The organism is Polynucleobacter sp. AP-Elch-400A-B2 (genome assembly GCF_018688355.1).
GTDB lineage: Bacteria > Pseudomonadota > Gammaproteobacteria > Burkholderiales > Burkholderiaceae > Polynucleobacter.
Window position 1 is genome coordinate 837,203 of record NZ_CP061317.1, and the last position, 14,594, is coordinate 851,796.

Sequence of the window (14,594 nt, forward strand, 5' to 3'; positions counted from 1 at the left end):
TTGACCATGTCCTATAAGTCAGAACACGAACGCTCCATTAAAGACCCAGATGGATTTTGGGGAGAGCAGGCAAAACTCATTCATTGGGAAAAACCATTTAATCAAGTTCTGGATTATGCAAACCCTCCGTTTGCTAAATGGTTTGAGGGTGGATTAACCAATCTTTGCTACAACGCAGTTGATCGTCATCTCAAGGATCGTGCAAACCAAATCGCACTAGTCGCTGTTTCAACAGAAACTAATCTAGAAAAAGCATACACATTTAAAGAGCTCTACGAAGAAGTCAATCGTATTGCCGCTATTTATAAAGCAAACGGTGTTCAAAAGGGCGATCGCGTATTGATTTACATGCCGATGATTGCAGAAGCTTGTTTTGCAATGCTCGCTTGTACACGCATTGGTGCAATTCACTCCGTGGTGTTTGGTGGGTTTGCATCTCATAGCTTGGCATCGCGTATCGATGATGCAAAACCGAAAATGATTGTGACTGCAGAAGCGGGCGCGCGTGGTGGTAAAGCGGTCCCTTACAAGCCTTTACTGGATGAGGCAATCAAGCTGGCAGACTACAAGCCTGAAAAAGTCCTGATCGTCAATCGTGGCCTGACTGATTTCACCACAGTAGCCGGTCGAGATTTAGATTACGCAACTGAGCGCCAGAAACACCTCAATGATTTAGTGCCGATTGAGTGGGTGGATGCAACCCACACTTCCTATATTTTGTACACCTCTGGTACTACCGGTAAGCCTAAGGGAGTACAGCGCGACACCGGTGGTTACGCCGTCGCCTTAGCCTCCACCATGGAGCACATCTTCTGCGGTAATCCTGGCGAGACCATGTTCTGTACATCCGATATTGGTTGGGTGGTGGGCCATAGCTACATCATTTATGCGCCATTGCTAAACGGCATGGCAACGATTCTTTATGAAGGCACACCCTTACGTCCTGATGCAGGTATTTGGTGGGAGCTGGTTGAGAAGCACAAAGTCTCAGTCATGTTCTCTGCACCAACTGCAGTTCGTGTTCTCAAGAAACAAGATCCTGCCTTCTTAACTAAATATGATCTCTCGAGCTTGCGTGCTTTGTTCTTGGCAGGCGAGCCTTTGGATGAGCCAACGGCAACCTGGATTCATGATGCGATTAAGAAGCCGATCGTGGATAACTATTGGCAGACAGAAACGGGTTGGCCGATGCTGGCAATTCAGCGTGGCGTAGAAGTGATGCCACACAAGTTTGGTTCGCCAGGAGTCCCGTCATTTGGTTACAACATGAAGTTGTTGGATGACGCGACCTCGGAAGAGTTGGGTCCAGATCGGAAGGGTGTAATTGCGATTGAGGGTCCTTTGCCTCCAGGCTGTATGCAAACTGTCTGGGGTGACGATAAGCGTTTTGTAAGTACCTATTGGGAAACTATCCCCGGCAAGATGATTTACTCTACTTTTGACTGGGGCATTAAAGATAAGGACGGTTACTTCTTTATCTTAGGCCGAACTGATGACGTGATTAACGTTGCTGGTCATCGCTTAGGCACCCGTGAGATCGAAGAAAGTATTTCTAGTCATCCGAATATCTCTGAAGTCGCAGTGGTGGGTATTGAGGACAAGCTCAAGGGACAGGCAGCGATCGCCTTTGTGATTCCAAAGGATGCCTCGAACATTGCTACTCTAGAGGCAGAGTGCATGAAAACCGTGGATACCACTCTAGGTGCAATTGCTCGTCCAGGTCGGGTTTATGTAGTCACAGCCTTGCCTAAGACCCGTTCAGGCAAGATCGTGCGCCGTGCTCTTCAGGCTGTAGCTGAAGGGCGTGATCCTGGTGATATCAGCACGATGGAAGATCAAACCGTTTTAGCGCAAATTAAGACCATCATCGAGCAAAGCGCAAAGCCTTAAACCCAGCCTGGCTGTATCAAAAATAAGCCCCTTGGTCGTGCGACTCAGGGGCTTATTACCTTGCAAGCCCAATTGGCTGCGAATCCAAGGGTTTATACGCAAAACTGGTATGATTGAACGGTTCAAAACTTAATAAATTACCCTAGCGCTTAAAGACACTCACCTCCCGCACAAACAGTCCTGGGTTGGTCTTTTTGGGGTGTTGAGCGTCGGATGGAGCAGGGACTGGAGATGGTTTGTCACCCTTGCTTCCTTCTTTTCCTCCCGCCGTGTTGGCCTTAGCCGACGGCACTATATTTCCCGGTCTTAGTATTGGCGCCCCTGGCGAAACTACCGGCGAAGTTGTTTTCAATACCGCACTTACGGGCTATCAAGAGATCATCACTGATCCTAGTTACTCACGCCAAATTGTTACCTTGACTTACCCACACATCGGAAACGTTGGTGTAAACAGTCAAGACGCTGAGTCGGATCAGATTCATGCGGCTGGCTTGGTTGTGAAAGACCTCTCTAAGCGTGTCTCGAATTTCCGCTCTGAGGAAACTCTGGACAGCTATCTCACAAAAGCAGGGGTAGTAGGCATCTCTGGTATCGATACCCGCAAGCTCACTCGTATCCTGCGCGATAAAGGCGCTCAGTCCGGCGCGATTGTGGCTGGCAAGCTGGGTGATAACGTAGAGACCCTCGGCAAGAAAGCCTTAGAACTGGCTAAAGCCTTCCCGGGTATGGCTGGTTTAGATCTGGCTAAAGTGGTAACAACAAAAACCCCATACCAATGGCGTGAGGCTGAATGGGACCTGCATGGCCCTAATGACAAACCTGCCTATCGATCTTTAGATGTCACTAAGCCCAGCAAAAAAGTCGTTGCTTATGATTTTGGTGTGAAGCGTAATATTTTGCGCATGCTCACTGAGCGTGGTTGTGAGTTAACGATTGTTCCAGCACAAACTAGCGCTGCCGAAGTGTTGGCAATGAACCCAGATGGTGTGTTCTTCTCAAATGGCCCTGGAGATCCTGGCCCATGTGATTACGCGATTGCTGCTGCTAAAGAAATTATCGAAAAGGGCATTCCGACTTTCGGTATTTGTTTGGGTCACCAGATCATGGGCTTGGCTGCCGGCGCTAAAACTCTAAAAATGAAGTTTGGCCACCATGGTGCAAACCACCCTGTAAAAGATTTGGATACGGGGCGCGTAGCAATTACTTCTCAGAATCATGGCTTTGCTGTGGATGCAAAAACTTTGCCTGACAACATTCGCGTTACGCATGTGTCTTTATTTGATGGATCACTGCAAGGCCTAGCTTGGAAAGATAAGCCTGCTTTGTGTTTCCAAGGACATCCTGAGGCCTCACCAGGCCCTCACGATATCGCCTATTTATTTGATCGTTTTGTGGAGTTCATGAATGCTGCCGCTGTTGGTAATAAGGGGGGCAAATAATGCCTAAGCGTAGCGACATTAAGAGCATTCTGATTATTGGTGCTGGCCCCATAGTGATTGGTCAGGCCTGTGAGTTTGATTATTCTGGTGCGCAAGCTTGTAAAGCTCTGCGTGACGAAGGTTACAAAGTGATTTTGGTGAACAGCAATCCTGCCACCATCATGACTGATCCTGAAATGGCGGATGTGACATACATCGAGCCAATTACTTGGGAAGTAGTGGAGCGCATTATCGCCACTGAGAAACCTGATGCTATTTTGCCAACGATGGGCGGTCAAACTGCCTTGAACTGCGCGCTCGATTTACATCGCCACGGTATTCTCGAGAAATACGGTTGCGAACTGATTGGCGCTTCACCAGAGGCGATTGATAAAGCCGAGGATCGTCAAAAGTTTAAAGATGCGATGACAAAGATTGGTTTGGGTTCTGCGAAGTCTGGTATTGCGCACTCCATGGATGAAGCGCACGAAGTGCAACAACGCATTCAGAAAGAGACTGACAGTTTAGGTTTCCCAGTGGTCATTCGTCCTTCATTCACCATGGGTGGATCAGGCGGCGGTATTGCTTACAACCGTGAAGAGTTTGAAGAGATTTGTAAGCGCGGTTTAGATTTATCACCAACCCGTGAGCTCTTGATTGAAGAATCGCTCTTAGGTTGGAAAGAGTTCGAGATGGAAGTGGTGCGTGACCGCGCTGATAACTGCATCATCGTCTGCTCAATCGAAAACTTAGACCCGATGGGCGTGCATACCGGTGATTCGATCACGGTTGCTCCTGCACAAACCTTGACGGATAAAGAGTATCAAATTTTGCGTAACGCCTCGATTGCGGTCTTGCGTGAAATTGGCGTGGATACCGGTGGTTCAAATGTACAGTTCTCGATTAACCCAGTTGATGGTCGTATGATTGTCATTGAGATGAACCCCCGTGTTTCACGTTCATCTGCCTTGGCTTCAAAAGCAACGGGTTTCCCGATTGCGAAGATTGCTGCAAAGCTAGCAGTAGGCTACACCTTAGATGAGTTAAAGAATGATATTACCGGCGGTGCTACTCCAGCATCTTTTGAGCCATCAATCGATTACGTTGTAACGAAGATTCCTCGTTTTGCCTTTGAGAAATTCCCGCAAGCAGATTCTCGTTTAACTACGCAGATGAAGTCCGTCGGTGAGGTGATGGCCATTGGCCGCACATTCCAAGAGTCTTTCCAAAAAGCACTCCGCGGTTTAGAGGTGGGTGTTGATGGTCTTGATGAAGTTTCTACAGACTTAGATGACATCATTCAAGAAATCGGTGAGCCAGGCCCAGACCGTATTTGGTATTTGGCGGATGCTTTTCGTATGGGTATGGGCTTGGATGAGATTTATAACGAGACTAAGGTTGATCCTTGGTTCTTAGAGCAAATCGAAGAGCTCATCATCATGGAGACTGAGCTCAAGCAGCGTAAGCTCGATAGTTTGTCCGCATCTGAGTTGCATTTCATTAAGCAAAAAGGTTTCTCAGATCGTCGCTTAGCGAAATTATTAGGAGTAGATGCTTCTTCCGTTCGCGCAGCACGTCATCGCCTCAATGTAGTTCCAGTCTACAAGCGGGTAGATACCTGTGCTGCTGAGTTCTCTACGAACACAGCCTATCTGTACTCCACTTACGAAGCAGAGCATGGTGAGTGCGAATCTCAGCCAAGCACTAAAGACAAGATCATGGTTTTGGGCGGCGGTCCTAACCGCATCGGTCAAGGTATTGAGTTTGACTACTGCTGCGTTCATGCCGCCTTGGCAATGCGCGAAGATGGTTATGAAACCATTATGGTGAACTGCAATCCAGAAACTGTTTCCACTGACTATGACACATCTGATCGCCTGTATTTTGAGCCATTAACACTAGAAGATGTTTTAGAGATCGTGGCAATTGAAAAGCCAAAAGGCGTCATCGTTCAGTATGGCGGTCAGACTCCCTTGAAGTTGGCTTTGGATCTTGAGGCCAATGGCGTACCAATCATCGGTACATCGCCAGACATGATTGATGCTGCAGAAGACCGCGAGCGTTTTCAGAAGCTATTGCATGAGTTGAATTTGCGTCAGCCGCCTAACCGTACCGCCCGTGCAGAAGATGAAGCTCTGAAGCTTGCTGAAGAAATTGGTTACCCATTGGTGGTGCGTCCTTCCTATGTATTGGGTGGCCGCGCGATGGAAATCGTACACGATGGCCGTGATCTTGAGCGCTACATGCGTGAAGCTGTCAAAGTCTCCCATGACTCACCAGTATTACTGGATCGCTTCTTGAACGATGCGATTGAATGTGATGTGGATTGCATTAGCGATGGTCAGCAGGTATTTATCGGCGGTGTGATGGAACACATTGAGCAAGCCGGCGTTCACTCAGGTGACTCTGCTTGTTCATTGCCGCCATACTCCTTATCGGATGAGACGATTGCAGAAATCAAGCGTCAAACTGCGGCGATGGCTAAAGGTCTGAACGTAGTTGGTTTGATGAACGTGCAGTTTGCGATTCAGCACGTCGATGGTAAAGACGTCATCTATGTACTCGAGGTAAACCCGCGCGCTTCTCGTACCGTTCCATTCGTATCCAAAGCAACGGGCTTGCAGTTGGCCAAGATTGCAGCTCGCTGTATGGTGGGTCAAACTCTGAAACAGCAAGGCATTCTGAATGAAGTCAAGCCAGCTTACTACTCAGTAAAAGAGGCGGTGTTCCCATTTAACAAGTTCCCAGGTATTGATCCAATTCTCGGACCAGAGATGCGCTCTACCGGTGAGGTGATGGGCGTTGGTAAGACTTTTGGTGAAGCGCTCTTCAAATCGCAATTAGGCGCAGGAATCAAGTTACCTAAGAGTGGCACTGTGTTGTTAACCGTGAAAGATAGCGACAAGCCTAAAGCAGTTGAAGTAGCTAAGCTTTTGCATCAATTGGGATTCCCCATGGTTGCTACTAAAGGTACTGCCGCAGCGATTGAGGAGGCTGGCTTACCAGTACGCGTAGTTAACAAGGTTAAGGATGGCCGTCCACACATTGTTGACTTGATCAAGAACGGTGAGATATCCCTGGTATTTACTACGGTTGATGAGACTCGCACCGCAATTGCGGATTCACGCTCCATTCGTACTAGCGCTCAAGCTAATAATGTGACTTACTACACCACAATTAGTGCGGCACGTGCGGTGATGGACGGTTTATTAGCTTCGCAAAATGGCAACAAAGAGTCGCTCGAGGTGTATTCATTGCAAAATCTACACAAGACTCTCAATTAAATTAAGTGAGGTGAGAAACATGAACACAATCCCTATTACTAAGCGTGGCGCAGAGCTCCTCAAAGAAGAATTGCATCGCCTAAAGCATGTAGAGCGCCCATCCGTGATCAATGCCATCTCTGAAGCGCGAGCACAAGGTGATCTTTCTGAGAATGCTGAGTACGACGCTGCTAAAGAGAAGCAGGGCTTTATTGAAGGTCGCATTCAGGAGCTTGAGGGTAAGTTATCTGCAGCGCAAATCATTGATCCAGCAACTTTAGATGTGAATGGCCGGATAGTATTTGGTGCTACTGTAGATCTTGAAGACCTAGAAGACGGCACGAAGCTCACTTATCAAATCGTCGGTGACGACGAGGCCGATATTGCAGTAAATAAGATCTCCATTAGCTCTCCCATTGCTCGTGCCTTGATTAGCAAAGAAGAAGGTGACGTGGTTGCGGTTCAGGCTCCTGGCGGCAATCGCGAAGTAGAAATTCTTGCGGTTCGTTACATCTAATACAAAGCAGAGTCCATATGCAGACTTTAGAGACCCCAAAGCACCTAGTGGCTCAAAGACTCTTTATTGTGATTGCTGGTTTATGGGTAGGTAGTCTCCTCACTGTGGGCTACTTGGTTGCCCCAGCTATCTTCAGCACAATGACTGATCGACAAGCTGCCGGAATGGTTGCTGGTAGCATCTTTAAATTAGAGGCTTATCTTAGTTTGATTGTGTGTATTGGTCTGATGGTGCTAGCCAATCTCCTGGTGAATCGTGGCCTCAATCAATTCAAGATCATTCGCTGGATCTTGTTGGCAATGTTGCTGTGTGCAATCGCAGCTAGCTTTATCTTGATTCCCTGGATGAATACCTTGCGAGATGATGCTCTCCTTCAAGGCATGCCAGTCATGCTCTCTCCCTCAGCTACCTTGTTCGGAAGGCTGCATGGCGTCTCTAGCATTCTATTTATGTTGCAGAGTCTCTTGGGAGTCTTCTTGGTCTGGCGACTCACCAAGAGATAAGCTCAGGCTAAGTCATAAAAAAACGCCGACTAGCGGCGTTTTTTTATTAGAAGCTCACACATATTCGTTGCACTAAGAGCCTAATGATTTCTTCTTAGTACTACTCATTCGCACCTTACGTTTTTTGATGGGAGCAGGTGCTGCAACTGCCTTGCGGTAACCTGGTGATGACCAACCAATTTTTGATTCAGCGGCATCAGCACGCAGAACCCGTTTCTTGGGGGCAGCGCCTTTAGCCGCAGCCACTCTTTCAAAAGGGGATTTACTCGCTGCTGAGCGTCGATCTGATCTCTCAGAAGTGCTAGTACGAATACCAGCTTTCGCCACCACGCGATTGGGTTGACGCTTAGTGCGGGGCGCTTGCAATGTCTTCTTGGTTTGTTTGCTAGACCTGCTCAAATTGACGAGTGCTGCATCGACAATATCAATCGGCTTCCAGACCACCAGTAATTTTCCAATGTGCTGAACGGGTGCGGCGCCCAGTTTGTCGCAGAGCTCTTCATAAATAGCGATACGTGCTTCACGATCGTCGCCAAAAACGCGAACCTTAATTAAGCCGTGATGAGAGATCGCTGATTTAGCCTCTTTAATCACTGCAGGGGTCAGGCCATCGCCGCCAACCATGACGACTGGGCTGAGCCCATGAGCATCCGCTTTAAGAGATTTGCGTTGTGCGGGAGTAATAGTAAGTGCAGTCATGGGCATGATGATAGAGCATTAGGGCTTGTAAAACAGGGCTTTCGGGCTTATTTAAGCCAATATCAAGATGTTTCGAGTCGATTCCTTTTGCCTTGTAGACCATAAACAAGGAAAATAGACGACGAAAGTGGGTAAGTTGTGGCAAAGAATAAATTTAATAAAAGTTGGTTGCAGGATCATCTAAATGATCCGTATGTGAAGATGGCCCAAAAAGAGGGTTATCGCGCGCGAGCAGTCTATAAGCTGAGCGAAATAGATGAGCAGGACCGACTCATCAAAGCAGGTATGACGATTGTGGATCTCGGGAGTGCTCCTGGGAGCTGGTCCCAGTACGCTCGCAACCGCCTGACTGAACTTGGTAAAAATAACCCCAGCATTGAGTCTGGTAAGCCAGATGGAATCATTATTGCGATCGATATTCTGCCGATGGAGGATATTGCAGACGTTTCCTTTATTCAGGGTGATTTTCGGGAGGATGAGGGTTTAAAGGCGCTAGAGGCGTTTTTACCGGCAAATGCCGATGGAAAAGTCGATTTTGTGATGTCCGATATGGCCCCCAATTTATCCGGAGTAGGGGTGGCAGATGCCGCCCGAATGGCCTTTTTGGCTGAAATTGCCTTGGATTTTTCGGTTCAACACCTCAAGTCTGACGGGGCTCTATTGATTAAGTGCTTCAACGGCAGTGGCTATAGTCAGATTGTGGAATCCTTTAAAAAGGTCTTTAAAACAGTAGCTTCCAGAAAGCCAAAAGCCTCTAGAGCTAAGTCCTCAGAAATCTTTTTACTCGGCCGAGACCTTAAGGCACCCAAATAACCCCCAAAAAGAAGGGGTTTATAAAATAAATTAGCTCTTCGCTATTGAAAAAGCCTAGTAGTAGAATCAAATACTTAGGTATAGCAATCCGCTTTAACTCCCGGATTAATCCGGCAAAGGTCTCCTTTTGAATAGCAATATGTTGCAAAAAATTGGCGTGTGGCTCATTGTGGGTTTGGTCTTGTTTACTGTTTTTAAACAGTTCGATAAGCCTAAAGACCAGAATCAAGTCACGTATTCTCAATTCATGGACGATGCCAAAGCTGGCAAAGTTAAGCGAGTGGACGTGCAAGGTCGTACCTTGCAAGTGACTCCGAATGACGGCAATAAGTATTCCATCATCTCCCCAGGGGATATTTGGATGGTTGGCGACTTGATGAAGTTTGGTGTCCAGGTAACTGGTAAAGCAGATGATGAACCGAATATGTTGGTTTCTGCTTTGTATTACCTCGGACCTACTTTATTGATTATTGGTTTCTGGTTCTTCATGATGCGTCAGATGCAAGGTGGCGGTAAGGGTGGTGCATTCTCTTTCGGCAAATCTAAAGCGCGCTTGATTGATGAGAATAGCAACACGGTTACTTTTGCTGATGTTGCAGGTTGCGATGAAGCAAAAGAAGAAGTGTTCGAGATTGTGGACTTCCTTAAAGATCCGCAAAAGTTTCAAAAGCTAGGTGGTCGTATTCCGCATGGCATATTACTAGTCGGTCCTCCGGGTACTGGTAAGACTTTGTTGGCGCGTGCGATTGCAGGCGAAGCAAAAGTACCATTCTTCTCTATCTCTGGTTCAGATTTTGTGGAGATGTTTGTTGGTGTTGGTGCCTCTCGCGTGCGCGACATGTTTGAGAACGCCAAGAAAAATTCTCCTTGCATCATCTTCATTGATGAGATCGATGCGGTGGGTCGTCACCGTGGTGCCGGTATGGGCGGCGGCAATGATGAGCGCGAACAAACTCTCAACCAAATGTTAGTTGAGATGGATGGTTTTGAAAGCAATAGCGGTGTCATCGTGGTTGCTGCTACTAACCGCTCTGATGTATTAGATAAAGCTTTGTTGCGTCCAGGACGTTTTGACCGTCAGGTACACGTTGGCTTGCCAGACATTCGTGGTCGTGAGCAGATATTGCAAGTGCACATGCGTAAAGTTCCCATTGATCCAGATGTAGATGCAGCCGTATTAGCACGTGGCACTCCTGGTTTCTCAGGCGCAGATTTAGCCAACTTGGTTAATGAGTCTGCATTGTTTGCAGCGCGTCGTAACAAGCGTGCCGTTGATATGAAAGACTTTGAAGATGCAAAAGACAAGATCTATATGGGTCCTGAGCGCAAGTCTGCAGTAATGCGTGAAGAAGAGCGTCGCAACACGGCGTATCACGAGTCTGGGCATGCGGTAGTTGCCAAGGTCTTGCCTAAGGCAGATCCAGTCCATAAGGTCACCATCATGCCGCGCGGCATGGCTTTAGGTGTGACATGGCAGTTGCCTGAGTTTGATCGTGTGAACTTGTACAAAGATCGCATGTTGGAAGAGTTGGCTATTTTGTTTGGCGGTCGTGCTGCTGAAGAAGTGTTCTTGAACTCGATGAGTACGGGTGCCTCGAATGACTTCGAGCGTGCTACCAAAATGGCGCGTGACATGGTCACTCGCTATGGCATGAGTGATAGCTTGGGTACGATGGTCTATGTCGATACTGAGTCTGAAAGCATTTTTGGGCGCAATAGCTCAAAGACAGTTTCAGAGTTAACTCAGCAAAAGGTGGATGCAGAGATTCGTGCATTGGTGGATAGCCAGTACGCATTGGCAAGATCAATCCTGGAGCAAAACCGTGACAAGGTTGAAGCGATGGTGACTGCATTGCTTGAATGGGAAACCATTGATGCTGAGCAGATTACCGACATCATGGAAGGTCGCCCACCACGCGCTCCTAAGCCACCACCAGCAACTCAGTTTGGTAACTCTGCTGGCACGCCGGGTCCTGCTGCCGGGGCTGCCCCAGCCACTGCTTAGTAAGGTGAGTAAGCAAACTCTGCCCGCAACATGGCGTTGCGGGCGTTTTCTTTTTGACTTAAGCAAACGTCAGCGCCCACTGGTGATGGGGATTCTCAATGCTACGCCAGATTCCTTTTCTGATGGTGGCAAGTTCCAAACTCCAAGCGATGCCATTGCGCAAGCAGAGCGTATGATCGCCAACGGTGCAGACCTCATTGATATCGGTGGTGAGTCAACTCGCCCTGGTGCTGAACCCGTCTCCCTACAAGAAGAATTAGATCGCGTCCTGCCAGTGATTGAGGCTTTAAAAGATTGTGGCGTTGCTTTGTCAATTGATACCTATAAGGCCGAGACCATGCGTCAGGCACTCCATGCTGGAGTAGATTGCGTTAATGACATCTGGGCATTACGACAAGAAGGTGCAGTAGAAGTCATCATCGAGAGCGATCAGCTCAACCCAAATAAGCAGTGCGGTCTTGTTCTAATGCATATGCAGCGCGATCCACAGACTATGCAATTTGACCCCGAGTATCAGGACGTCATTGCTGAAGTTAAGGTATTTCTGCAAGAGCGTGCAGCTCTACTGGAGAGTCAGGGTGTTGCCAATAATAGAATTGCGATTGACCCTGGCTTTGGCTTTGGTAAAAGCCTAGAGCACAACCTTAAGATGTTGGCCGATTTTGATCAATTCTCGCAATTGGGTTACTCGGTACTGGCGGGAATGTCTCGTAAATCCATGCTGGGTAAATTAACGGGTCGCGATACCACTGACCGAGTAGCGCCTAGTGTGGCAGCCGCCATTCTGGCTGCAGATCGAGGGGCTCGTATCATCCGTGTCCATGACGTTCAGGAGACAGTCGACTCCTTGAAGCTCTGGGAAGCTATTCAGGAATAAGCTGACTGGACGTATATCTACAAGTTTTATAATCAAGCCCATGAAAAAACAATATTTTGGCACTGATGGCATCCGCGGTGAAGTAGGGCAGTTTCCGATTGTTCCGGAGTTCATCACGCGCCTTGGCTATGCTGCGGGCATAGTGTTGAGTAGCCAGGCAAAGCCTGGAGAGCGTTGCAAGATTTTGATTGGTAAAGATACCCGTGTATCAGGTTACTTATTAGAGGCTGCTTTAGAGGCGGGTTTTGCTGCTGCTGGTGTTGATGTCATGTTATGCGGCCCAATGCCAACTCCCGGGGTAGCTTACCTTACTAAAGCATTGCGTTTATCCGCGGGCGTAGTTATCTCCGCTTCACACAATCCCTATCAAGATAACGGTATTAAATTCTTCTCCGCAGAAGGTGGCAAGTTAAGCGATGAGTTTGAATTGGCTATTGAGGCTGAGCTCGCTAAACCGATGGGTTGTGTCAGCTCGAAAGAATTAGGTAAAGCATTTCGTATTGATGATGCTACTGGTCGTTACATTGAGTTCTGTAAATCGACTTTTCCTGGAGAACTCAATCTTAAGGGAATGAAGTTAGTTGTGGATTGCGCACATGGCGCTGCATACCATATCGCTCCTCATGTCTTTCATGAGCTTGGTGCTGAAGTTATTTCGATTGGAGTAAATCCGGATGGTCGCAATATTAATGATGGTTTTGGCGCAACAGCCCCAGCTGCATTAATTGCCAAGGTTAAAGAAGCCAAAGCAGATCTCGGCATTGCTTTAGATGGCGATGCCGATCGTTTGCAAATGGTCGATGCTTCTGGCCGATTGTTTAATGGCGATGAACTTTTATATGTTCTGGCAAAAGACCGGATTGATCGCGGCCAAGCAATTGGTGGGGTAGTTGGCACCTTGATGACGAACCTTGCTGTTGAAAATGCCATCAAAAGCTTGGGAATCGGATTTGAGCGCGCTAACGTAGGCGATCGTTATGTCTTGGAGTTACTCAAACAAAAAGGCTGGATTATTGGTGGTGAAGGATCGGGGCATCTACTCTGCTTAGATCAACACTCAACCGGTGATGGGACTATTGCCGCATTGCAGGTACTGGCAGCGATGAGTCAGGCCGAGAAAAGCTTAGCTCAGCTCCTAGATTCCGTAAAGCTCTTCCCGCAAGTACTTCTCAATATCAAATTCAAGTCCGGTTATGACTGGAAGTCCGATCAGACCCTCAAATCCCAGATAAGCCTGGTGGAGAACGATCTCAAGGGTACGGGTAGGGTGCTGATCCGCGCCTCAGGCACGGAACCCGTCCTGCGTGTCATGGTGGAGGCTCAAGACAGTAATGTGGCTATGAGTGCAGCTAAGAGTATTGCCGATCTAGTACCAAAATCATAAGTCATTGAATTAATTGGATTAATTTCAATAAAAACGCTTGTCACAAAAGAGTCATACATACATCGTATCGTCCTTCTATCGCAATGTTGCGTAATTTATCTGAGGAACGATTCACATGAACTCATTTTTGAAAAAAGCGTTAGTAATTAGCGCAATTTCATTTGCTCCGGTTGCATTTGCAGCTGATATGACTGGTGCTGGCGCAACATTCCCATACCCAATTTACGCTAAATGGGCCGAAGCCTACAAAGCCAAAACTGGCTCCAACCTGAACTATCAATCTATTGGATCTTCAGGCGGTATCAAGCAAATCAAAGCAAAGACTGTTGATTTCGGTGCAACTGATAATCCTGTGAAGTTTGAAGATTTAGAAAAAGATGGCATGGTTCAGTTTCCGGCCATTATTGGTGGTGTAGTGCCAGTTATGAACGTCGATGGTGTTAAGCCAGGCGAGCTCAAACTAGACGGCCCAACTTTGGCCGATATTTTCCAAGGTGTTATTTCTGATTGGGGTGATAAGCGTATTGCCATCATGAACCCTGGTGTAAAGATTCCTTCTGGTCCAATTACCGTTGTGCACCGTGCTGACGGTTCTGGTACGACTGCTATCTTTACTGACTACTTAGCCAAAGCTAGCACCCTCTGGAAAGATGCGGTTGGTGCAGGCGCTGCTGTTAAATGGCCTGCTGCTTCATCAGTTGGCGGCAAGGGCAACGAAGGCGTGGCTGCAAACGTTTCTCGCGTTAAGAACTCAGTTGGTTATGTTGAGTATGCTTACGCTAAGAAAAACAAAATGACTTACATCTCTTTGAAGAATAAAGATGGTAACTACGTGGCTCCAGATGATTTAACATTCGCTGCTGCCGCTGCGGGTACAGATTGGTCCAAGATTCCAGGTATGGGTACTTTCATTACCAATGCTGCTGGCGCTAAATCATGGCCTATCACTGGCGCATCTTTTATCTTGCTTTACAAAAACCCAGAGAACAAGGCAAATGCTGCCGAAGTAATTAAGTTCTTTGACTTTGCATTTAAAGATGGCAAGAAAATGGCAGAAGAGTTGGACTACGTTCCAATGCCTGACGTTACAACCGATTTCATCCGTAAGAATGTATTTTCCAAGGTAGTAACTAAGTAAGGTTGGATGATTAAGATTTCTTAATCATTACTGAATAACAGCTCCACCAAAAGTGGGGCTGTTTCAATATTTAAATAAGCGTAATTT

Annotated in this window: 11 protein-coding genes; 10 read left to right on the plus strand and 1 reads right to left on the minus strand. The window is 47.4% G+C overall.

Going from position 1 to position 14,594, the window contains the following annotated elements:
* Window positions 1-6 precede the first annotated feature (6 nt).
* The 5 genes from FD977_RS04330 (at window position 7) to FD977_RS04350 (ending at window position 7,591) form a co-directional block, all read left to right on the plus strand.
* Window positions 7-1,890, plus strand: a complete 1,884-nt coding sequence (locus tag FD977_RS04330) for a propionate--CoA ligase (protein ID WP_215306636.1) — start codon at window positions 7-9, stop codon at window positions 1,888-1,890.
* 245 nt (window positions 1,891-2,135) lie between these two features.
* Window positions 2,136-3,329 carry a glutamine-hydrolyzing carbamoyl-phosphate synthase small subunit gene (gene carA / locus FD977_RS04335; RefSeq protein ID WP_215307047.1) on the plus strand — a complete coding sequence of 398 codons (1,194 nt, stop codon included), beginning with the start codon at window positions 2,136-2,138 and terminating at the stop codon, window positions 3,327-3,329.
* Window positions 3,329-6,592 (plus strand): carbamoyl-phosphate synthase large subunit, encoded by a 3,264-nt coding sequence (gene carB, locus FD977_RS04340; protein ID WP_215306638.1) that lies wholly within the window; start codon window positions 3,329-3,331, stop codon window positions 6,590-6,592. The genes carA and carB overlap by 1 nt, the downstream gene beginning before the upstream one ends.
* Window positions 6,593-6,611: 19 nt before the next feature.
* Window positions 6,612-7,088: a transcription elongation factor GreA gene (greA, locus tag FD977_RS04345; RefSeq protein ID WP_215306640.1), complete on the plus strand. Its 477-nt coding sequence runs from the start codon at window positions 6,612-6,614 to the stop codon at window positions 7,086-7,088.
* Between the two features lie 17 nt (window positions 7,089-7,105).
* Entirely contained in the window at window positions 7,106-7,591 is a 486-nt protein-coding gene (locus tag FD977_RS04350) for a DUF4149 domain-containing protein (RefSeq protein WP_215306642.1), read from the plus strand.
* Window positions 7,592-7,663: 72 nt separating this feature from the next.
* On the opposite strand, the gene FD977_RS04355 is transcribed toward FD977_RS04350, so the two are convergent.
* On the minus strand, window positions 7,664-8,290 hold the full coding sequence (locus FD977_RS04355) for a YhbY family RNA-binding protein (RefSeq protein ID WP_215306644.1): 627 nt from the start codon (window positions 8,288-8,290) through the stop codon (window positions 7,664-7,666).
* 138 nt (window positions 8,291-8,428) lie between these two features.
* On the opposite strand from FD977_RS04355, the gene FD977_RS04360 reads away from it, so the two are divergent.
* The 5 genes from FD977_RS04360 to pstS all read left to right on the plus strand — a co-directional run bounded on the left by FD977_RS04360 (window position 8,429) and on the right by pstS (window position 14,507).
* Window positions 8,429-9,103 (plus strand): RlmE family RNA methyltransferase, encoded by a 675-nt coding sequence (locus FD977_RS04360; protein WP_215306646.1) that lies wholly within the window; start codon window positions 8,429-8,431, stop codon window positions 9,101-9,103.
* Between the two features lie 127 nt (window positions 9,104-9,230).
* A complete protein-coding gene (ftsH, locus tag FD977_RS04365) occupies window positions 9,231-11,108 on the plus strand; it encodes an ATP-dependent zinc metalloprotease FtsH (RefSeq protein ID WP_215306648.1) in 1,878 nt (625 codons plus the stop codon).
* A gap of 4 nt (window positions 11,109-11,112) precedes the next feature.
* The gene (folP, locus tag FD977_RS04370; RefSeq protein WP_251369544.1) at window positions 11,113-11,985 is read left to right on the plus strand and encodes a dihydropteroate synthase; all 873 of its coding nucleotides are present in this window, start codon (window positions 11,113-11,115) and stop codon (window positions 11,983-11,985) included.
* A gap of 40 nt (window positions 11,986-12,025) precedes the next feature.
* Window positions 12,026-13,369 (plus strand): phosphoglucosamine mutase, encoded by a 1,344-nt coding sequence (gene glmM, locus FD977_RS04375; RefSeq protein ID WP_215306650.1) that lies wholly within the window; start codon window positions 12,026-12,028, stop codon window positions 13,367-13,369.
* 115 nt (window positions 13,370-13,484) lie between these two features.
* Window positions 13,485-14,507, plus strand: coding sequence for a phosphate ABC transporter substrate-binding protein PstS (gene pstS, locus FD977_RS04380; protein WP_215306651.1), 1,023 nt, complete (start codon window positions 13,485-13,487; stop codon window positions 14,505-14,507).
* Window positions 14,508-14,594 lie beyond the last annotated feature (87 nt).